Source organism: Sphingomonas sp., from assembly GCF_039595165.1.
In the GTDB taxonomy this organism is placed as follows: Bacteria; Pseudomonadota; Alphaproteobacteria; order Sphingomonadales; family Sphingomonadaceae; genus Sphingomonas.
Genome location: NZ_JBCNMA010000002.1, coordinates 53,991 through 73,609, shown reverse-complemented (window position 1 = coordinate 73,609; position 19,619 = coordinate 53,991). Strand labels below are relative to the sequence as shown.

19 protein-coding genes are annotated in these 19,619 nt (G+C 64.2%); 15 read left to right on the top strand and 4 right to left on the bottom strand.

Features of this window, described 5'->3' with window-relative positions; translation table 11 throughout:
- Positions 1–29 precede the first annotated feature (29 nt).
- The 9 genes from trbJ to ABDV68_RS00670 all read left to right on the top strand — a co-directional run bounded on the left by trbJ (position 30) and on the right by ABDV68_RS00670 (position 7,347).
- Positions 30–701 carry a P-type conjugative transfer protein TrbJ gene (gene trbJ, locus ABDV68_RS00710; protein ID WP_343517731.1) on the top strand — a complete coding sequence of 224 codons (672 nt, stop codon included), beginning with the start codon at positions 30–32 and terminating at the stop codon, positions 699–701.
- Positions 702–811: 110 nt separating this feature from the next.
- Positions 812–2,113 carry a P-type conjugative transfer protein TrbL gene (trbL, locus tag ABDV68_RS00705; protein WP_343517719.1) on the top strand — a complete coding sequence of 434 codons (1,302 nt, stop codon included), beginning with the start codon at positions 812–814 and terminating at the stop codon, positions 2,111–2,113.
- Position 2,114: 1 nt separating this feature from the next.
- Positions 2,115–2,915 carry a conjugal transfer protein TrbF gene (gene trbF, locus ABDV68_RS00700; RefSeq protein WP_343517718.1) on the top strand — a complete coding sequence of 267 codons (801 nt, stop codon included), beginning with the start codon at positions 2,115–2,117 and terminating at the stop codon, positions 2,913–2,915.
- The gene (gene trbG, locus ABDV68_RS00695) at positions 2,912–3,754 is read left to right on the top strand and encodes a P-type conjugative transfer protein TrbG (RefSeq protein ID WP_343517717.1); all 843 of its coding nucleotides are present in this window, start codon (positions 2,912–2,914) and stop codon (positions 3,752–3,754) included. Before trbF ends, trbG begins: the two co-directional genes overlap by 4 nt.
- Entirely contained in the window at positions 3,754–4,959 is a 1,206-nt protein-coding gene (locus ABDV68_RS00690; protein ID WP_343517716.1) for a TrbI/VirB10 family protein, read from the top strand. The genes trbG and ABDV68_RS00690 overlap by 1 nt, the downstream gene beginning before the upstream one ends.
- 8 nt (positions 4,960–4,967) lie before the next feature.
- Positions 4,968–5,183: a DUF2274 domain-containing protein gene (locus ABDV68_RS00685; RefSeq protein ID WP_343517715.1), complete on the top strand. Its 216-nt coding sequence runs from the start codon at positions 4,968–4,970 to the stop codon at positions 5,181–5,183.
- Entirely contained in the window at positions 5,180–5,413 is a 234-nt protein-coding gene (locus ABDV68_RS00680; RefSeq protein WP_343517714.1) for a helix-turn-helix domain-containing protein, read from the top strand. The genes ABDV68_RS00685 and ABDV68_RS00680 overlap by 4 nt, the downstream gene beginning before the upstream one ends.
- A gap of 37 nt (positions 5,414–5,450) precedes the next feature.
- Positions 5,451–6,083: a hypothetical protein gene (locus ABDV68_RS00675; protein WP_343517713.1), complete on the top strand. Its 633-nt coding sequence runs from the start codon at positions 5,451–5,453 to the stop codon at positions 6,081–6,083.
- Between the two features lie 73 nt (positions 6,084–6,156).
- Complete coding sequence (locus ABDV68_RS00670) at positions 6,157–7,347, top strand: hypothetical protein (protein ID WP_343517712.1); 1,191 nt, start codon at positions 6,157–6,159, stop codon at positions 7,345–7,347.
- A gap of 164 nt (positions 7,348–7,511) precedes the next feature.
- Here the strand turns inward: ABDV68_RS00670 and ABDV68_RS00665 are convergent, their stop codons facing one another.
- Both ABDV68_RS00665 and ABDV68_RS00660 read right to left on the bottom strand, forming a co-directional pair.
- Positions 7,512–8,069 carry a hypothetical protein gene (locus ABDV68_RS00665; protein ID WP_343517711.1) on the bottom strand — a complete coding sequence of 186 codons (558 nt, stop codon included), beginning with the start codon at positions 8,067–8,069 and terminating at the stop codon, positions 7,512–7,514.
- Between the two features lie 85 nt (positions 8,070–8,154).
- Positions 8,155–8,607: a hypothetical protein gene (locus tag ABDV68_RS00660; protein ID WP_343517710.1), complete on the bottom strand. Its 453-nt coding sequence runs from the start codon at positions 8,605–8,607 to the stop codon at positions 8,155–8,157.
- A 229-nt stretch (positions 8,608–8,836) separates the two neighbouring features.
- On the opposite strand from ABDV68_RS00660, the gene ABDV68_RS00655 reads away from it, so the two are divergent.
- The 3 genes from ABDV68_RS00655 (at position 8,837) to ABDV68_RS00645 (ending at position 13,758) form a co-directional block, all read left to right on the top strand.
- Positions 8,837–9,862, top strand: a complete 1,026-nt coding sequence (locus ABDV68_RS00655) for a histidine kinase (RefSeq protein ID WP_343517730.1) — start codon at positions 8,837–8,839, stop codon at positions 9,860–9,862.
- Complete coding sequence (locus ABDV68_RS00650; protein WP_343517709.1) at positions 9,859–10,653, top strand: LytTR family DNA-binding domain-containing protein; 795 nt, start codon at positions 9,859–9,861, stop codon at positions 10,651–10,653. Before ABDV68_RS00655 ends, ABDV68_RS00650 begins: the two co-directional genes overlap by 4 nt.
- 171 nt (positions 10,654–10,824) lie before the next feature.
- Complete coding sequence (locus ABDV68_RS00645; RefSeq protein WP_343517708.1) at positions 10,825–13,758, top strand: TonB-dependent receptor; 2,934 nt, start codon at positions 10,825–10,827, stop codon at positions 13,756–13,758.
- A 126-nt stretch (positions 13,759–13,884) separates the two neighbouring features.
- Here the strand turns inward: ABDV68_RS00645 and ABDV68_RS00640 are convergent, their stop codons facing one another.
- Complete coding sequence (locus ABDV68_RS00640; RefSeq protein ID WP_343517707.1) at positions 13,885–14,400, bottom strand: GNAT family N-acetyltransferase; 516 nt, start codon at positions 14,398–14,400, stop codon at positions 13,885–13,887.
- A gap of 113 nt (positions 14,401–14,513) precedes the next feature.
- Between ABDV68_RS00640 and ABDV68_RS00635 the strand changes: the two genes are divergently transcribed.
- Entirely contained in the window at positions 14,514–15,104 is a 591-nt protein-coding gene (locus ABDV68_RS00635) for a helix-turn-helix transcriptional regulator (protein ID WP_343517706.1), read from the top strand.
- Here ABDV68_RS00635 and ABDV68_RS00630 read toward each other — a convergent pair.
- Complete coding sequence (locus ABDV68_RS00630; RefSeq protein WP_343517705.1) at positions 15,096–15,791, bottom strand: HAD family hydrolase; 696 nt, start codon at positions 15,789–15,791, stop codon at positions 15,096–15,098. The two genes, ABDV68_RS00635 and ABDV68_RS00630, sit on opposite strands and share 9 nt — an antisense overlap.
- Positions 15,792–15,877: 86 nt before the next feature.
- Here ABDV68_RS00630 and ABDV68_RS00625 point away from each other — a divergent pair, with 86 nt between their 5' ends.
- Positions 15,878–17,071 carry an MFS transporter gene (locus ABDV68_RS00625; protein WP_343517704.1) on the top strand — a complete coding sequence of 398 codons (1,194 nt, stop codon included), beginning with the start codon at positions 15,878–15,880 and terminating at the stop codon, positions 17,069–17,071.
- A gap of 469 nt (positions 17,072–17,540) precedes the next feature.
- A complete protein-coding gene (locus ABDV68_RS00620) occupies positions 17,541–19,328 on the top strand; it encodes a GGDEF domain-containing protein (RefSeq protein ID WP_343517703.1) in 1,788 nt (595 codons plus the stop codon).
- The last annotated feature ends 291 nt before the right edge of the window (positions 19,329–19,619 follow it).

Sequence of the window (19,619 nt, the reverse complement as noted above, 5' to 3'; positions counted from 1 at the left end):
TCGGCCTGGCCGCCGCTGTGTCGCTCGGCATGGCGGTCGCCACCGCGCCGGCGTCCGCGCAGATCACCGTCTTCGACCCGAGCAACTACAGCCAGACCATGCTCACCGCCGCCCGGACGCTGCAGCAGATCAACAACCAGGTCCGCTCGCTCCAGAACGAGGCGACGATTCTGCTCAACCAGGCCAGGAATCTGAGCCGCATCGATTTTCCCGAGCTGCAGGCGATCACCCAGCGCCTTCAGCAGATCGACCGGCTGATGGACCAGGCGCAGGGATTGAACTTTCGCGTCGCCGGGCTCGATCAGCAGTTCCGCCAGCTCTTCCCGCTGGACTTCGATCGGGCGCTCTCGACCGACGATCGGGTGATCGCAGCGCGCCAGCGGCTCGACACCGCAATGGCCGCGTATCGCCAGACCATGACAGTCCAGGCGCAGGTCGCCGAGAATGTCAGCGCCGACGCGCAGAGCCTCAACGCGATCGTGGCCAAGAGCCAGGGCGCCGAAGGCGCGCTGCAGGCGGCCCAAGCGACCAACCAGCTGCTCGCGCTCACCGCCAAGCAGCAGTTCCAGATCCAGAACCTGATGGCGGCGCAATACCGTGCCGACGCCACGGAAGCCGCGCGCCGCGCCCAGGCCGAGGCCGAAGGGCGCGCCGCCACCAGGAAGTTCCTCGGAACCGGCTCCGCCTACACGCCCCAATAGTCGGACGCCGGCCGAGCGGCGGCGGTTCGCCTCCCGCCGCCGTCGCCGCGGGGCGTGGCCAAGCTCCCCCGCCACGTCCCGCGGCACCCCACCACCAGAGGAAAGCGCAAGTGCAGGACCTCAACGTCATCGACCGCTTCATGGCCGTCTTCATCCGCTACATCGACAGCGGGTTCGGGCTGCTTGGTCCCGACGTAGCCTTCCTCACCACCGTGCTGATCGGCATCGACATCACGCTGGCCGGCCTGTTCTGGGCGATGGGCGGCGAGCAGGACGTGATCGGCCGCTTCCTCAAGAAGATCCTCTACATCGGCGCGTTCGCGCTGATCCTGAACAGCTTCTCGACGCTCGCCGACATCATCTTCCGATCGTTCGCCCAGGCCGGGCTCACCGCCGGCGGCGGCACGCTGTCCGCCGACGATCTGCTCAAGCCCGGCCGCCTCGCGGGCACCGGCTTCTCCGCGGCATGGCCGCTGCTCGATCAGGCATCGAGCATGATGGGCTTCATCAGCTTCTTCGAGAACTTCCTGACGATCGCCGTGCTGCTGTTCGCCTGGGCGATCGTCATTCTCGCCTTCTTCATCCTCGCGGTGCAGATGTTCGTGACCATCATCGAGTTCAAGCTGACCTCGCTGGCCGGCTTCATCCTCGTGCCGTTCGCGCTGTGGAACCGAACCAGCTTCCTCGCCGAACGCGTCCTCGGCAACGTCGTCAGCTCGGGCATCAAAGTCATGGTGCTCGCCGTCATCGTCGGCATCGGGTCCAACTTCTTCGAGGAGTTCACGACTTCGATGCAAGGGCAGGAGCCCGATCTCGGCGCGGCGATGAGCCTGGCGCTCGGCGCCCTTTCGCTGTTCGGCCTCGGCATCTTCGGCCCCGGTATCGCGTCCGGCCTCGTGGCCGGGGCGCCGCAGCTCGGCGCCGGCGCGGCGGTTGGCACGACTCTGGGCGCTGCGGGTGTGGTCGCGCTCGGCGGCGGTGCCGCCGCGGGTGCGGCGCGCTTCGCCGGCGGTGCCGCGCTCGGCGCCGTCCGTACCGGCACCGCGATGGGCTCGGCGGCATCGACTGCCTACACGCTGGGGCAGGAAGCCTCCGGCTCCTCGAGCGTCGGCGCAGGCCTCAAGGGTGTCGGGCAAGCTGCGGTCGGTGCCGTCCGGCAACGCGCAAGTGCCGCCTTCGGACTCAAGGCTGCAGCCGAATCCGGACGCACCGCCGCCTGGTCTGCGCTTGCCGGCAGCGGCGACGCACGGTCGAGCTCGGCCCCCAGCGATGAAGCTGCACCGAGCTGGGCACGGGCGCTGCGCCGACAGCAGGACGCGCGCCACCACCGCCACGTCGCCTTCCAGACTCTCAAGGAGGGCGACCGCGGCGGTGCCTCGGCCACCCCCGACATCAAGGAAAAGGAGGACTGAGATGCGCTTCAAGCGAAGCGTCCAACGCTACGGGCGCACGCCCGAACCCGAGACGCCCTATCAGCGCGCCGGACAGCTATGGGACGAGCGCATCGGCTCGGCCCGGGTCCAGGCTCGCAACTGGCGGCTTATGGCGTTCAGCGGCCTGTTCCTCACCACCGCCATGTCGGCCGCGCTCGTCTGGCAGTCCCTGCAGAGCAAGATCGTGCCCTATGTCGTCGCAGTCGACCGGCTCGGCGAGGCCCGCGCCGTCACCGAGGCCGAGCGCGACTACCAACCGACCGATGCGCAGGTCGTTTGGCATCTCGCGCGCTTCATCGAGCAGGTTCGGTCGGTCTCGCTCGATCCGGTGCTGATGCGCCGCGACTGGCTGTCGGCCTATGACTTCGTCACCCGGCGCGGCGCCCAGTTCCTCGGCGACTATGCGCGCGCCGCAGATCCCTTTGGCGCCGTCGGCGAGAAGACGGTCTCGGTCCAGGTAACGAGCGTCGTCCGCGCATCTGACAAGAGCTTCCAAGTGAAATGGACCGAGACCGCGTTCGAGCGCGGTGTCCGCACCGGCACGTCCAACTGGACCGGTATCCTGACGGTGGTGCGCAGAGTCCCTACCTCGGCGGAGGCGCTGCGGCGCAATCCGCTCGGCATCTACGTCGACGCGATCGACTGGAGCCGCGAGCTCGATCCGACGCCCGTGCCCACGCCTGCGCCAGCTCCACCGCCGAACGTGCCGCTCGGATCCCCGCTCGACCCGAACCTCGCGCTCGAGCCGCCATCCCCCACCGCCACGGAGAACCGGCAATGAACCGTCAGCTAGCCCTCGCGGCGCTCGCCGCCGCCGCCACCGTTTCGATCGCTACATCCGCCGCATTGGCCCAAACGTCGGACGGCCCGCAACGAAGCGTCGCAGCCGTCCGCGCCGCAAATGCCGAGGCCACCCTGGAGCCGCGACGTCCCGATTTCGTGAACGCCGCGGCGGTCTATCCCTTCTCCGAAGGGACGATCTACCGCGCCTATACGACCCCCGAGCGCGTGACCGACATCGCGCTGCAGCCGGGCGAGAATTTGGTCGCAGTCGCGAGCGGGGACACCGTGCGCTGGGTGATCGGCGACACGACGAGCGGCGCGGGTGCCGAGAAGCGCGTCCATGTGCTGGTGAAGCCGTTCTCCGCCGGGCTTGCCACCAATCTCGTGATCACCACCGATCGGCGGACCTATCACGTTGCGCTCACCAGCACCGCCGGGCCGGCGATGGCGGCATTGTCGTGGAGCTACCCGCAGGATGAGCTGCTGGCCGTTCGGCGCGCGCAGGAAGCCGCAGCGGCCGCCGCGCCGGTCGCCGCCGGGCTGGAGATCGAGCGGCTCAATTTCGGCTACGAGATCTCGGGAGACCGGCCGGCCTGGCGCCCGCTCAGGGCTTTCGATGACGGACGGCAGACCTTCATCGAATTCCCGCCGTCCCTCGCCGTGGGAGAGGCGCCGCCGCTGTTCCTGGTCGACGACAAGGGCGAAGCCCAGCTCGTCAACTACCGGCTGCGCGGCCGCTACTATGTGGTCGACCGGCTGTTCGGCTCCGCGGAGCTCCGCCTCGGCACGAAGCGCCAGCAGGTCGTGCGCATCAGCCGGACAGGCAGGAGGTCATGATGATCGACACTGCCGCCCCCGCTCCCCAGACGGCCGCGCCGGCCAAGATCGACCCGGAAACGCTCGTCCTTCGGGCGCGGCCCGCACCCGCGATCCGCTTCAAGCGCGGCATCATCGTTGCCCTGACCGCGGTCGCCATCATCTTGCTCGTCGCGACGGCCTGGTTCGCGCTCAAGCCGCGAAGCCTGCAGCTGGTCGGCGAGCAGAGCGACCTTGCCGAGCCGGCAAAGGCGCCCAGCGATACCCTCAACGCGCTGCCCGCCAGCTACGGCGATGCGCCGCGGCTCGGCCCGCCGCTACCCGGCGATCTCGGCCGTCCCATCCTCAAGCACCAGCAGGCGACCGCTGTGGAAGGGGCGCCGCCTCCGACAGCGGCCGAGCAAGCCGCGCAGGCCGCGCGCGACCAGGCGGCCGCCGAACGTAAGGCGGCGCGTGAATCGGGCGTGATGGTGCAGACGGGCAGCCGGCCGACCGGAACGGAGGCCACCGCGCCCGCCGCTGCGGCTGCCGCGAACCCCGCCGACACCGGCGGGCTGGCTTTGGACCCGGACCGCGATCCCAACTCGCAGCAGCGCAAGGCGGACTTCGTGTCTACGCAGGACCGGGGCGGCGACGTCAATCCGCATCCGATCCGGCCGGCAGCCTCGCCGTACATGCTCTCAGCCGGCAGCGTCATCGCCGCCAGCCTGATCACTGGTCTCCGGTCCGATCTTCCCGGCCTCGTCACCGCGCAGGTGACCGAACGTGTGTTCGATAGCGCAACGGGAAGCATCCTGCTCATCCCGCAGGGTGCCCGACTTATCGGCACCTACGATTCCGTGGTGGCGTTCGGCCAACGACGGGCACTCGTGGTCTGGCAACGGATCATCTTTCCGAACGGCAACTCGCTGCGGATCGAGAACGTGCCGGCGACCGATCCGGCGGGCTATGCGGGCCTCGAAGACAAGGTCGATTTCCATACCTGGATGCTTCTCAAGGGCGTAGCGATCTCGACGCTGCTCGGGGTCGGCTCGAACCTCACCTTCACGGGCGAAAGCGACCTCGTGCAGGCGATCCGGGAGTCGACCCAGCAGAACGTCGCCCGCGCCGGCGACCAGATCACGTCACGCAACCTTCAGGTCCAGCCGACGATCACCATCCGTCCCGGCGCCCCGGTTCGGCTCGTCGTGCATCGCGATCTCGTACTCGCTCCACCATCCGAATAGGTGATCCTATGCCAGACCTAAAGCTTCCCAAATTGCCGGACCGCACGCCGATCAAGCTCACGATCAGCATCACGCCTGACCTCCAAGCCGCACTGAACGACTATGCGAAGGCCTATGCGGATACCTACGGTCGCGAAGAGCCAGTGACGGAACTCATTCCGGCAATGCTCACGAGCTTCGTTGAAAACGATCGCGCGTTCATACGCTCGCGAGCGAAGCCATGAGCAGAGTGCGGACCAGCGAGGACTGCCATGGTGCGGCAGCGCTGTCCCTGCTCGAGGATCTGCCGACCGAGCCGATCTGCGTCCGCGTGGTAACCGCGGTAAAGCTGACCGGCATTCCGCGGTCCACGCTCTATGAGCTGATTGGCTCCGGCGAACTTGAAACCGCAAAGATCGGCCGATCCACCTTCATCCTTTACGCCAGCCTCAAGCGGCTGTTCGAGAAGCACTGACGTCTGCTAGTCGATCTGCGTTCGTGGAGCGACGGCGTTGGCTGACCTATTGCCTGGCATCGACATCGCTGTCCGGATCGAGCCTCGAGAGTTCCTCGAGCGCATGGCTGTCATTGCTGAGGAGTCTGGCTGGTTCACGGTTGAGCGGCACTATGATTCCGGGCTGCTGAAAAGCGTGCTCGATATTGTGAACTTCCGATACGTCGGGAACAGCCCGCACACCGGCGTGGGGGGACAGTTGATTGCGCGGGACGATATTCCCGGTCGCATATTGTTGGAAATGCGAGCGGAGCGCTGGGATCCTGATCCACCTACCCGTGCGATCTATTGCGGTGTCGCAACCGAGCTTATGCTGCCGCTACTCAAAACCTACAATCGCACCTATTCTACACGACATCGTTTTAGGGTTCAGAAGGCCATCCTCAAGGGAACCAGACTCTCGCCTCTGACCAAGACTCTGTTCGAACGGTTCGCTATCCTGGCCAACACGTCTTCTCTCCATCCCCTCGACTGGGACCGTTTTTATGCGTTCGTGCGCGAAAGCCGGCAGGAACTCCCAGGATACGAGCTTCGAGCCATGCTGATCGATCGCGGTTTTTCGAGCGAGAAGGCTCAGCATCTGTCCGAAATTTACGCCCACCTCTGGAACTTCAAGCGTCGCAAGTGGTGAGCGAAGGCATGAATTCAGCAGGTGAGATGGTCTATGGCGCGAACCTATTCCCGGCAGGAATTTCTATGACTTGGTGTGGTCGAAGCCCGTCACGCATCTCGCCAAGGAGTTTGGCCTTTCCGACGTCGCAATCCACAAGATCTGCCGGAAGCATGAAGTACCAACCCCGCCGCTGGGCTGGTGGGCAAAGAAGGCTGCTGGAAAGCCCGTGGCTCAGGCGCCATTGCTGCCGGCAACGAAAGGGATATCCGACCGGATCACCATAGCAGCGCCAGAGTTGCGCGGCGAAACCGCCGCCGTCGCGGCGGTGCGGGAGGAGGCAAGAATTAGAGCGAGCGACGATCTACCTGACGAGAATGTCGGACCGGACCCCATCGTCGAACGAACTCTTGAAGTCTTACGACGCGCTACGCCTGCTCCGAATGGGCTTGCGACTTCGAGCGGACCAGACGTGATCCACTGCGAGGTGGCGCCTGCATCGATCGAACGTCTTGGGATGATCCTGGGCAAGATCGTTGCAGCAGCCAGCAGGCAAGGCTTCATCCTTCAGGAAGGAGCGCGGAGAGCGCAATTTGCCGGCGATGGCGAGGTGATCGGCGTCTCGGTCACCGAGACATTCAGGCGGGTCAAGCACGAGCTCACGCCTGCGGAACAGGCCGAAGAGGCCGCGTGGCGAAAAAAGCGCGACCGCCGTCGCCGGGGAAATCCATGGGACTGGGAATTTGAGCCGCGTCCGATGTTTCCGGAATGGGACTATATCTGCACCGGGCAGCTCGGCTTCGAAATGGAAGGCGTCTACATCGCTAGCGGTGGCGGTCCCCGCAAGACCTTCCGCGATGCCAAGATCCAGCGTCTCGAGAATCTAACCAGCGACATCGCAGTCGCATTGGCGGTCCTTGCTACGGTGAAGCGGGAAGCGCGCGAGCGCCGCGAGGAAGAGGAGCGCAAGCGTCAAGAGGAGCGACTGGAGCGCGAGCGGCCTTTGCGGCTCAAGCATATCGCAGAGCGCCGCAGAGAAGCGCTCGATGCGGTATTGAACGATCTTGCGAATATCGAGCGACTGAAACGATTGATGGACGGGCTGGCTGTACTGGCAGGGGCCGAGCGATCGCCGCGCGTATCGGAGTTCTTGGAGTGGTCTCAGAAGGAACTGGCGGCTCGCGAGGCCGCTTTTTCGCGCGAGGGCCTAGAGTACAGGTTTGCCAATGACCGGATCTTCGGAGACGACGATGACCATTCGTTCAAGTCGCCGTTCTGGTATTGAGCCCCACCTTTCCGGCTGAGTTCAAAGGGGGTCGGCCCAGGCGGCGATGCACTCAACCGAATCGCTCGCCAGCATGCGCGATTTCCGACGACAGGGACTCGAACCGCCTCAACAAAATGATCGATGGTATCGGTTATGGTAGCGGCCTGTTGCATCGCAGAAAATCAATGCGATTTCAGCTCGATAAGCTGCGTTTTCGAGTCCTCTTCTGGCACCATTTTCCCCATCCACGGACGTCCATCAGCGTCGCGTAAGTGACTGGGGAAGAAGCCTTTTTTCAAATATCTTCCGACGAGATTTGGGCGGGTTCGCCGACATACCACCAGTTTTGGTGGTCTTTTTCGGTCGTGGATTCGCCCGTTTTCGGACGGAGACACCACCGTGGCTCTTACCGCACTCGCGATCGGGAGTGCACAGCCCCGGGCGAAGCCTACAAGCTCAGCGACGAGCGATCCCTCTTCCTCCTGGTGATGCCGAACGGCGCCAAGTACTGGCGTTTCCGCTGTCGCTTCCTCGACAAGCAGAAGACGCTCGCGATCGGCGTATGGCCCGAGGTCGGCCTTGCCGATGCCCGCGTCAAACGCGACTCCGCGCGCCAGATGGTCGCAGACGGCATCGACCCGATGGTCGAGAAGAAGCGCCGGAAAGCTTCGTGCGCATCTCGATGCCAACAACACGTTCCGTGCGGTCGCCGAGGAACGCGCCGAGGTCACGCTCAGCAAAGTCCGCTGGTTGCTCGAGAAGGTCTATCCATTCCTCGGCGACCTACCGATCCATGGGATCGAAGTTCAGGAAGTGCTGGCCGTGCTAGGAAAGATCGAGGCGACGAGACGCGATGAGGGCCAGCGGGATGCCGACCAACGCGATGTGCGGAAAGAGCGATATGGCAATCTTGATCGCATCGGTCTGCGGGTAGATCGTTGGCCAGCGTAACGGCAGCACGACGAAGTACATGAATGCGTACAGGGCCAAGCCATATCCGGCGCCAGCCACCCACGGCGACACGGCACCCAGTTTCGTATGGGTGGCGAGCAGGAAATAAGCCGCGACCATCACGGTCATGATCGCGAAATGCACCGCCAGGCCGAGAATCGCGCCGCCCGTGCCCCAGCCATTGGCTGCCTCCCCGAACGGTCCGGAAGCCACGCCGCGCAAGACCATGGCGGCGGTTCCGCCCTTCAGCATCACCGTCAAGATCGCATAAGCGATGTCCAGCGTCCCGCAAACGAACACCGCGACCGACACTTGTTTGAATGGCACCGATATCCTCCCGCCTAAAGTCGCGCGACAGTGCCGGGCAGTTCGAAATTGGACATCGGCCTGCGGGCGAACGTCGAGTTCCTGCGGGGCAACGTCCGTGACTTCAGGCGCACGCGCTGGCATAGCGGCCGGACTGGGGTCTCAAAACGTGCCGGACCGCGCTTCGCCTGTAATTCTCGACGAACTGCCCGCCGCAGCGGCCTCTCCGCCTATTCGCGGCTTGGTGACGATGAGCGCCGTGTTCTGGATCTCCAGCTTCGCCGCGCTGGCGCTGGGCGACGTGTCGCGGGCGCCGGATCGCGTGCTGGCGATCGTTGGGATGCGTACCGCGCTGACCGCGCTCGGCATGGGGTTCTGTCTTCTGATCCACCTGCTGTTGCGGCGCCTGCACCACCGCTCCTTTCGCTATCGCGTCATAGCGCTGGTGCTGGTTGCGCCGCTCTGCGCCGAGCTGTTCGCTTGGGCCAATTATTTCGGGATGAAGGTCGCGTTCGGCGTGCCCGTGCACGTCCCGGCGGTGGACCTGTCTAGCGTGATCAGTGCAGTGATGCAGTTCACCTGGCTTTTCCTGGCTTGGGCCGGCTTTTATTTCGCGCTCTATTATTCGGCCGAGGCAGAAGCGAAGGAGCGCCGCGCCGGCGAGCTGCGTGCGCTTGCGCAACAGGCACAGCTTCAGGCGCTGGCCTACCAGATCAATCCGCATTTCCTGTTCAACAGCTTGAACGCGGTCTCCGCCCTGATGCTCGATGGCCGGATCGCCGACGCGGAGCAGATCGTGACGCGGCTCGGGCGCTTTCTGCGGCATACGCTGGCGCTCGATCCCGCATCCGCCATCACATTGGGTCAGGAAGTCGCAATTCAGCGCGAGTATCTCGCGATCGAGCAGCAGCGCTTTCCCGATCTGGCCGCCGAGTTCCACATCCCGGACGCGCTCGCCAACGCACGGTTGCCGGCGCTTTCGCTGCAGCCCCTTGTCGAGAATGCGGTCAAACACGGCGTCGCGCGATCGGCGCCGCCAACCTGGATCCGGATCGCCGCGAGCGTCGGCGGCGAGCAGCTGGAGGTCGCGGTCGAGAATGGCGGTGGTGCACAGGCGCAGGGGATGGCGGAGCCGGAAGGGGGCGGAGTCGGGCTCGCGAACGTCCGCGAACGGCTGGCGCGGCATTTCGGTGAGCGCGGCCGGCTCGCCGTCGGGTCGCTCGAGGACGGCTCGTTCCGTGCGGTGATCTCGCTGCCGTTGAGCATCCCTTCATGAGCCCGCTCACGGTCATGACTATCGACGACGAGCCTCTGGCACTGCGCCGGCTCGAGCTTGCCATCGCCGAGGTGCCCGGTTTCGTCCATGTGGCGGAGGCTGACGGATGCGGGGCCGGCCTGTCGCGTTTCGAGGAATGCCGCCCCGACATCGTCATCGTCGACATCAAGATGCGCGACGGCACCGGCTTCGACTTTGTCGACCGGCTGAAGGCGGTGCGCTCGCCGGCGATCATCTTCGCCACGGCGTTCGATCATTTCGCGGCGCGCGCGTTCGAAACGCCGGCGGTGGACTATGTCCTGAAGCCGATCGAGATTCCGCGACTGCGCGCCGCGCTGCACCGTGCGCGGGCGCGTTTGGCCGACGGCGCGGCAGCAACGACCATTGCCGAGCTACGTGCCGTGGTGGCGAATCTGCGCCGCGCGGCGCCCGGATCGGTCGCAGCGCCGGGCGAACGGGAAGTGTGGGTCCGCAGCAACCGGGGCATGATGACGCGGGTTGCGATATCCGACATCCGTTTCGTCACCAGCGAGGACGATTATGTCCGGCTGCACCTTGCCGACCGGTCCTTCCTGGTCCGGATGTCGATCCGCGCCTTCGCCGAGCAGGTTTCGGCCGAGGAATTCATCCGGATCCATCGGCGTGCGCTGGTGCGGCGTTCGGAGATTGTCGACGTGGCGCGAGCCGGATCGCGCATCAAGGCCGTGCTGGCGGATGGCCGCACCGTCGAGGCGGGCCGGATCTACGCTCGCAGCCTGCTCGATATGACCCGCCGCGCCCGGCTCGATTGAGTCCGACGCTCGCCGTACCGATCACGACGTTCGCCGCATAACCGCGACGTTCGCCCAGCAGGCTGGCCGTCTCGCCCGCAAGGGCGTTGTTCGACATCGCCACCGGTCGTCTTGATCGATCCCCAATGCCCCGAGACCGGATTTACCGGCGGGCGGAAAAGGGAGGGTTGAATGACCAGGATCGATTTTCGTCTCGGCTTGGGCGGCGCCGCATTGCTCGCGCTCACCGCGGCATTGGCGCAGCCGGCAGTTGCGCAGGACACGTCACCCGAACCCGCCGATGAAGCGCTCCCCGGCGACGATGTTCAGCCGGCCGGCGGCAGCGAGGAGATCGTCGTCACCGGATCGCGCATCGCGCGGCCCAATCTCGAAAACAGCACGCCGACCCTGGTCGTCGATTCCGCGCTGCTCAACCGCCAGGGGTTCGAGAACGTCGCCGATATCGCGACCTCGCTGCCGCAATTCGCGCCGGCGTTTGGCGGGGGACGCACCACGTCGTCCTTCTCCGGGGCGACCGCTTCGGGCCTCAACACCACGAACCTCAGGAACCTCGCACCGATCCGCAGCGTGGTGTTGATCAACGGCCGCCGCGTACCCGGGGGCACGCCGCTCAGCACGGCGGTCGATTTCAATACTCTGCCGACCGCAAACATCGACCGGATCGAGATCATCACGGGCGGCGCCTCCGCCGTCTACGGCGCCGATGCGGTCGCCGGGGTGGTCAATATCATCACCAAGCGTGATTTTCGCGGTTTCCAGGCGGGGGCCAGCTACGGCATCGCCGAGCGTGGCAACAACGAGAACCCCAACGGCTATGTGATGTTCGGTACGGGCCTCGGCGAGGACGGGCATGCGCTGTTCACGCTGCAATATACTTATGAGGGTCTCGTATCCTGCGCCGACTCCTATATCTGCAACACCGATATCCGTTACAACGACCCTGCGGAGGGCCCGGTGCGCGCGCCGGACGGCGGACTGACCGGTGTGCCACCCTATTCGGGTGTCGTGCCGGGCGGACGCTTCTTCATCGGTTCGGGAAGCCTGACCCGCAATCTTTCGACCGGGCAACTGCAAACCTTCAACCTCGCCCGGGACGGCTTCAACCGCAATCCGGAACGCACCCTCGCGATCCCGACTCGCCGGATCATGTTCGCGGCCGAAGCGGATTATCGCGTATCGGATTCGATCACTGCCTTCGCCGAATTCAACTATGGCCGTTCATCGACCGACGGGCCGATCGAGGCAGCGCCATTCCAGGGCACCACCAACGTGTTCGGCGGCCAACCCGGCGTGCCCGGACGGCCAGTGACGATCCCGGTCGACAACCCGTTCTTCCTGGCCGCGACGACGCCCGCCCAGCGCGCCGCGTTGACTCCTGCGCAAATCGCAAACGGCATCGACTGGTCGCAGCGCTTCTCCGAGTTCGGAAAGCGCGGCGCCACCAACGAACGCAATACCATTCGTGCTGCCGCCGGCCTCAGGGGCGACTTCTCGCTCGGTACGTCCGAATGGCGATGGGAAATGTCCTATGTCTATGGCCGGACGGAGTTGAACAGCTCCACCGACGGGCTGGTGGGTACCGACCGGCTTTACTATGGCCTGCGCGTCGAGGCCGATCCGGCCAACCCCGGCCGATACCGGTGCAGCGACGCCGGTGCGCGCGCCTCCGGCTGCGTCCCGGTCAACCCGTTCGCGCCCTATACCCAGGATCAGATCGACTATCTGGTGGTGAAGGCCGGGCAGAGCGGCATCAGCACCTTGCATGATTTCAACGCCTTCGTGTCCGGCTCGCCCTTTTCGCTACCAGCCGGCCCGGTCAGCGTGGCGCTCGGCGTCGAATACCGCACCTTCTCGGGGTTCCAGGATACGGACGAATCGATCCAGCGTGGTCTCACGACGGGCAACCAGATCGGCGACAACGAGTTTGTCGAGATTCGCACCAAGGAAGCCTTTGGCGAGTTGATCGTGCCGCTTCTGCGCGACAAGTCGTTCACCAAGAATCTGGAGTTCGAAGGCGGCTACCGCATCTCCGATCCCAATCGCGGCGACAGCTATCAGACCTGGAAGGTGGGCGGGACCTGGGAGCCTGTCGAAGGCGTCCGCTTCCGTGGCGTGCGTGCGCGCGCCGTTCGCGCGCCGACCCCGGGCGAACTGACCGGCCTCGGCCAGACCTTCGGCTCGGTCGACGATCCGTGCCGCGCGGTGAACCGCAATGCCAATCCGACGCGAGCGGCCAATTGCACGGCCGATGGCGTCCCGGCGGACTATGCCCCGCCGCTGTCGGTTCAGCAGAATGTCGCCGGGACGATCGGCGGCAATCCGGACTTGCGGCCGGAACGCGCCGACACCTGGACATATGGCGTGGTTTTCGCGCCGCGTTTCCTGCCCGGCTTTACCCTGACGGTGGACCGGTTCGACGTGAAGATCGACGGATTCATCAATACCGTCGGGCGCCAGGCCAAGGTCAACCTCTGCTACGACACGGCCGACCGGCAATTCTGCGACGACATCACGCGCGGGCCGCGCTCGGAGATTCCCGGCAACTACGCGCTGACGGCGATCGACGATCAATTGCTCAACGTCAGCGAGTTCCGGGTCAAGGGCATCGATATCGAGGCGCGGTATTCATTCGATCCCGGCCTGGCGCTGTTCGATGGCTCCAATCGGCTGACGCTGCAGCTGCTCTCGACGATCTATGACCAGGCGGAGCAGACTCAGCCCGACGGGAGCATCACCAAGCTCGACGGTTATGCAGGGGGCGACACCTCGAACCAGGGCTTCCTGCGCTGGCAGGCGACCGGCAACGTGATGTACAATTCGGGTCCGTTCGACTTCACCTACAGCATCCGGTACATCCCGAAGACCGAGGCGAGCCCGTTTCTGACGGGTTTCCCGAAGATACCCGCCGCTGACTACCACAACATCCGCATGAACTTCGCGGTCGCCAAGCAGATGCAATTCTATGTCGGTGTGAACAACTTGTTCGACCGCAAACCCCCGATCGTTCCGGACAATAGCTCAGGATCGCAGGCGCAGAACACGATTTCCGGATTCTATGATGTGTTTGGCCGGTCCTACTTTGCCGGCGCGCGACTGACCTTCTGATTCGACGCGACGGCCGGCACAAAAAATGCCGGCCTCACCGCGCGGCGGCTGCTCCGGGGGGCGGCTAAGCACCTCAACTTCAGTCGTTCATTCTGCCGCAAGATAATCCCGGAAGCTGCCGCTCATTCAGACATGGGCTTGGGGATGCTGATGACGGTTATCGGGGTCGACCAAATACAGCATCTTCTCCATCCGGTAGTTGTGGATTGGCACCCCCCGGACCTCGAAGTCGCGGCGATGATCCACCTGGAATCCTTGACGCAAAAAGAAGCGCTTCGCCGGCTCGCTCGCCTCGACAAACAACCTCGCGAGCCCCTGTCTGTGCGCAGTTGCTTCGATTGCCTCATACAGTAGGATCGACACGCCCGTGCCGGCTTGGTCCGGCCGACAGAACAGATGATCGATATGTCCATCTGCTTCCAGATCGCCAAAGGCGAGCGGCTCGTCCAGCGCGTCGGTCGCGACAAGCATGATCCGGCCATCGCCGGCCCAACCGATGATCAGATCAGGGCTCGGCTCATAGGGAGCCCAAGCCCGCACCTGCTCGGGCGAGTAATGCTGGGCGGCTATCTCATGGATCGCCGCGTAGAAGAGTTGGGCGAGAGCGCGCGCATCTGAGTGGCGGAATGGGCGAACTGGCATTGGCGCGCGCGATAGATGTTTATGGCTACAACTCCAACACGCTCGGAGCAGTCAATTGCGCGCAGAACAATCGACGCGTCGCGCGAAGCGACCAACATGTTTAAGACGGCACCATGACCTTTCCCTCGCCTGACTCATTCAACGAGGGTCCGCTGACCGCGGCGTCGCTTCGCCATGGACTCCGGCGATGGCGGGCGCTTCACCGGGTAAAGCAGGCGCATTTCGCCGAGCTGCTGGGGGTCGCGCAATCCACCGTCTCACGGTGGGAAAGCGGCATCCTCAGCTTCGAGCGCCATGAGGCCAGAAGGGTCGAAGCGGTCATTGCCGCGCGGCTGACATCGAGCGCGGACACCGCGTTGCGCCAGTTGATCGAGGAGAGCGCGCGCACGATCCATCTGGTGTGCGATGTCAGCCACCGCCTTCTCGCGTGTTCAGCGTCGCGCGCGTCGAGCTTCGGCATCCCGCCTGGTGAGCTCCTCGGCCGCTCCCTTTGGCGCTACTCTAGCGCGGAACTCGTGGCGCAGGAGATGCGGCTGGAGTCCCTCGGATGGCATGATCTTGCCGTGCCGGCTCCGGTCGAGTTCGAGGCCGGCGACAATGGATCGAAGCTTGTTCCGATCCGTCCTGGGCCATGCCGCTGGATGCGGATGACCCTTTCCGACGGCACCTGGGTGCGTCTGGTCGAAACGCTTGGATCAGCCTAGCTGCTCGATCAGCGCCGGCAGGTCGCCGAGACAGGCGATTCGGCGATAACGCGGGTGGCCCTCCGGTTCGGGCGCCCGCTCATGGCTCCACACGATGTCGTGCGGGACGTACGCCGCCCAGGCACCCGCCTCGAGCGCCGGCCGGATATCGGAGCGTAGCGAGTCGCCAGCCATGATGGCTTGCGCCGGGTCGACGCCATGGTCGGCAATCAGCCGGCGAAACGTATCCGCGCTCTTGTCGCTGACGATCTCGACTCGCGAGAAATAGTCGCCGAGGCCGGAGGCAGCGAGCTTCATCTCCTGATGAAGCAATTCGCCCTTGGTCACCAGGACGAGTTCACCGAGCTGCGACAGGGCGTCGATGGTCTCGCCGACGCCGTCGAGCAGTTCGACCGGATGCGCGAGCAAGTCGCGGCCGGCCTCAAGGATTTCGCGTACCGTCGAGATGGGCAGCACATCGCCACCCAGTTCGATCGCGGTCTCGATCATCGACAAGGTGAAGCTCTTGGCACCATAGCCATAGTGACGAAGGTTGCGCGCCTCGACCTGCGACAGCGTGGCGCGAGTGATGCCGGCTTCGGCGAGCGGCGCGAGCATCTCCGCAAGGGCGCGCTCCGCAGCGTCGAAATGGCGCATATTGTGCCAGAGCGTGTCGTCGGCATCGAGCAGGATGAGCTTGATCAGCATGGGCCGGATTTACGCCGCTGGAAATCCTCCCGCCACGCATAACTTATGCGTGGCAAGCCGCTGGCCGTCTTCACTAAACGCGCGTCATGGAAGCACGCGCCCCCTCCAGACTGCCATTCCTGATCATCGCCTGTGCGACCGCGATCGGCATTGCGGGCACGGATCTCGTCCTGCCGGCAGTCCCCTCCCTCCCCAGGGCGCTCGACGGCACGGCCGAACATGCGCAATTCGTGCTCTCCGCCTTCACCGGGGGCGCCGCCATCGGCTTGCTCCTCTTCGGCGAACTCGGCGCGCGGATCGACCAGCGGCGACTGCTGCTTGGCTCCCTAACCGTGTATGGCCTCGCATCCCTCACCTGCGCGTTCAGCAACTCGCTTTCCACATTGATCATCCTGCGCTTCATGCAGGGTGCCGCGGGCGCCGCCGCCGCCGTGTTCGCGCCGGGAATGCTGCGGAGCATCTATGGCGAGGCGCGCGCGGTGCGCGCGCTCGGGGCGCTTGGCAGCATTGAAGCGCTTGCGCCCGCCCTGGCGCCGATCGCTGGCGCTGGTCTCCTCATTATCTGGGACTGGCGCGCCTCATTTCATCTGCTCGCGGGGCTGGCGCTGGGGCTGGCGGTGCTGATCGGTTGGCGAATGGACCTCCTGCCCGCTCGGTCGACACCGCAATCGAGCGGGAGCTACCTGCTTCTGCTCTACAACCGCGCTTTCCTCGGCCATTCGCTCGGTTATGCCTTCACGCTGGGCGGACTGCTCGTCTTCGTTTTTGGCGCACCGAGCGTCTTCGTGAACATTCTCGGCCTCGGGCTCGGGACGTTTGTCGCGATGCAATGCTGCGGCATCCTCTGCTTTGCGGTCGCGGCAAATCTGGCCGGACGACTGTGCGAACAATTGGGAGCCATGAAATTGATCTGGCTCGGATCGGCCATGGCCTGTGCGGGGGCGATTGCCCTTCTGGGCTATGGTCTCGCCGGCGGGACTCAGTCTGCAGTGATCGTCAGCCTTTTCACCGTGCTGAATACGGGGCTCGGGTTGCGCGGCGCCCCGGGATTCCACGCAGCGCTGCAGGCGAGCGGTGGTGACGACACACGCAGTTCTGCGCTGATCGTTCTCGCCATCCTCGCGACCGCGTCGCTCGGCACCGCGCTCGTGGCGCCGTTCATTTCATTGGGCCTCTCGGCGATCGCGGGCGGGGCGGTACTCTGTACCCTGCTCGGGCTGTTCGCGCTTTCCGTTGTTCCAGGCTCGGTAAGAGAAACGAGCTCCGGGACACGCCCGTGATGAATCCTGACCAGCTAGCTCGCCACAGCGGGTTGAGCATGACGTGAGCATTCTTGACGCCGAGCGCGTCGCTTTGGTCGATCCGAGGTCGCGTCGGCGGGTCGAGCAGCAAATCTATGGCATTGAGCCATATTTGCTATGACGGTGACGCGAGCCTGATCGAACGCGACGGCGGAGATATTGAAAGTCCGCTAAGGCGTGGCGAGCTGCGGTTCGAGTCGACCCTGCCACCTCCGCAATGCGCTCCGTTTCCGGGTCGTTCCGCCAACAGCAGGCGACGCTGATAGCGGTTGCTCGGTCCCGAATGCATGGATGAAGTTTCCGCGATACTGGGCGCCCGAGCACGGTGCACAGAATAAGGAATCTTAATCACTTATGCCCAGGCTGCCTAGTTAGGGCCGGCTGGAAGGGCCGGTTTGGTCGGCCGTCGAGAGGGACGATGCTACACCTCCAGAATATCATTCTCGAGATGATCGCAAAGGGCGAGACACTCGCGAGTACGATGGAGCGCCTGTGCTTAGAGGTGGAGAAGGTCGCGCCTGACGTGATTTGCTCGGTCCTGGCGGTTGATCCCACGGGGATAATTCGACCGCTTGCAGCGCCGAGCCTGCCCGCTGAATATTCTGCGGCGCTCGAGGGGCTTGCGATTGGGCCGGTGGCCGGATCCTGTGGTACGGCAGCCTATCTTCGCACCGATGTAGCGGTAACCGACATCGAGACCGATCGCCGTTGGGCGCTCTATAAGCATCTCGCTCTACCTCTTGGCCTGCGAGCATGTTGGTCAAGCCCAATTCCCGACGCCGACGGCGTGTCGGTGGGTATATTTGCATTCTATTATCGCGACCGGAGAGAACCGACCGAGGCCGAGAGAGAGATAGTTCGGCATTGTGTCTATCTCTGCGCGATCGCACTTGAGCGCCATCAGCGCGTCCTAGAGCACGAACGGCGCGCGTTCACAGATGCGCTTACTCATCTGCCTAACAGAGCCGCCTTCAATGCTGCGCTTGGTGAGCTGAATTGCGATACGCCTGGTGCCTGGGCCTTGCTGATGCTGGATCTCGATAATTTGAAGATCGTGAACGACACCTTTGGGCATCAGGCGGGCGATCATCTTCTGCAGACAGTGGGCCAGCGCCTCGCTGCCCAAGTCGCGCCCAATTCCACGTTCCGCATCGGTGGCGACGAGTTCGCAATAATCATTCGGCAGACCGAAGCTTTGCTCGATCTCGATCGCACAGCTGGAGAAATTTTGTGCGCGCTTGATGAGGTTGCCGATTGTGCGGGCCATATCGTTGTTCCGCGCGCGACAATTGGCGGTGCAATTCTCTCGGCGGGAGATCGAATTCCCGACCGCGTTCGCCAACACGCCGATTTCGCGCTGTACCACGCCAAGGAGACGGGCCGCGGGGGCTTCGTGCGGTACTGGCCGGGGCTGGGGACCAACATCATGCGCCGTAGAGGCGATATCCGCGAAGTGGATGCGGCACTACGCGAAGGCCGGATCGACGCATTCTACCAACCCATCGTCGAATTAGGTTCGCGCGAGATCGCCGGGCTCGAGGCGCTTTGTCGGATGCGATTGGGCGACAAGATCGTCTGCGCAGCCGACTTCCACGAGGCGACCAAGGACGTTCATGTCGCGACCGCCTTGACGAAGCGGATGGCGGAGCTCGTCGCATCGGATGTGCGTACCTGGCTCGAGATGGGCATTCCGTTCAAACACGTTAGCATCAACGTTTCGTCCGCCGATATGCGAACTGGCAATCTGGGCCAGTTGCTGGAAGCCGCGTTCAGGAAGGAGAACGTGTCCCTGAAGCACGTCGTCCTCGAAGTCACCGAAGCCGTTTACATGGGCGACGGAGATCGGCTCATCCACAAGGCGATAAAAGCCTTGCGTACCAAAGGTATTCAGGTTGCGCTCGATGATTTCGGAACCGGCTTCGCGTCCCTGACGCATCTGTTGACGGTGCCGATCGACATCATAAAGATCGACAAGAGCTTCGTGGACCGGCTTCTAACAGATGGCGCAAGCCTGGCGATTGTCGAGGCGCTCATCCAGATCGCGGGGAAACTCAGCATCCAGTTAATTGCCGAAGGCGTCGAGAACGAGGAGCAGGCCCATCGGCTTCAATCCGCGGGGTGTCTGCTGGGTCAGGGCTACCTGTTCTCCAAGGCAGTTGACCGCTTCGACGCCACCGCATTGCTGACCGGCAACGCGGGCGGGCCGGTAGGACATCGAGCTTCAGGAAGTGGTTAGACTATGCGGTGCGCTCCGACCGGATGAGGAAATGCGAATTTCACCCTGTGGCACGGAATGAAACTCGACGCTTTCACGTCTTCCAACCGGGCAGCTAAGCGCCCTCATTTCGGCCGTTCAGCCAGTTCGCGGCCCGCCCCGAAAGACGCCATTGCATACATTGGCGATTCTATCGTTGATTGGCTCTCGACAGCTTTGAGGCGAGAAGGACTATTGTGGAGTCCTTGCGCTCTCCAACTGACACGCGCGATCAAAGCAGTCGCGCCGTCGGTACGGTTCACTTAAGATCAC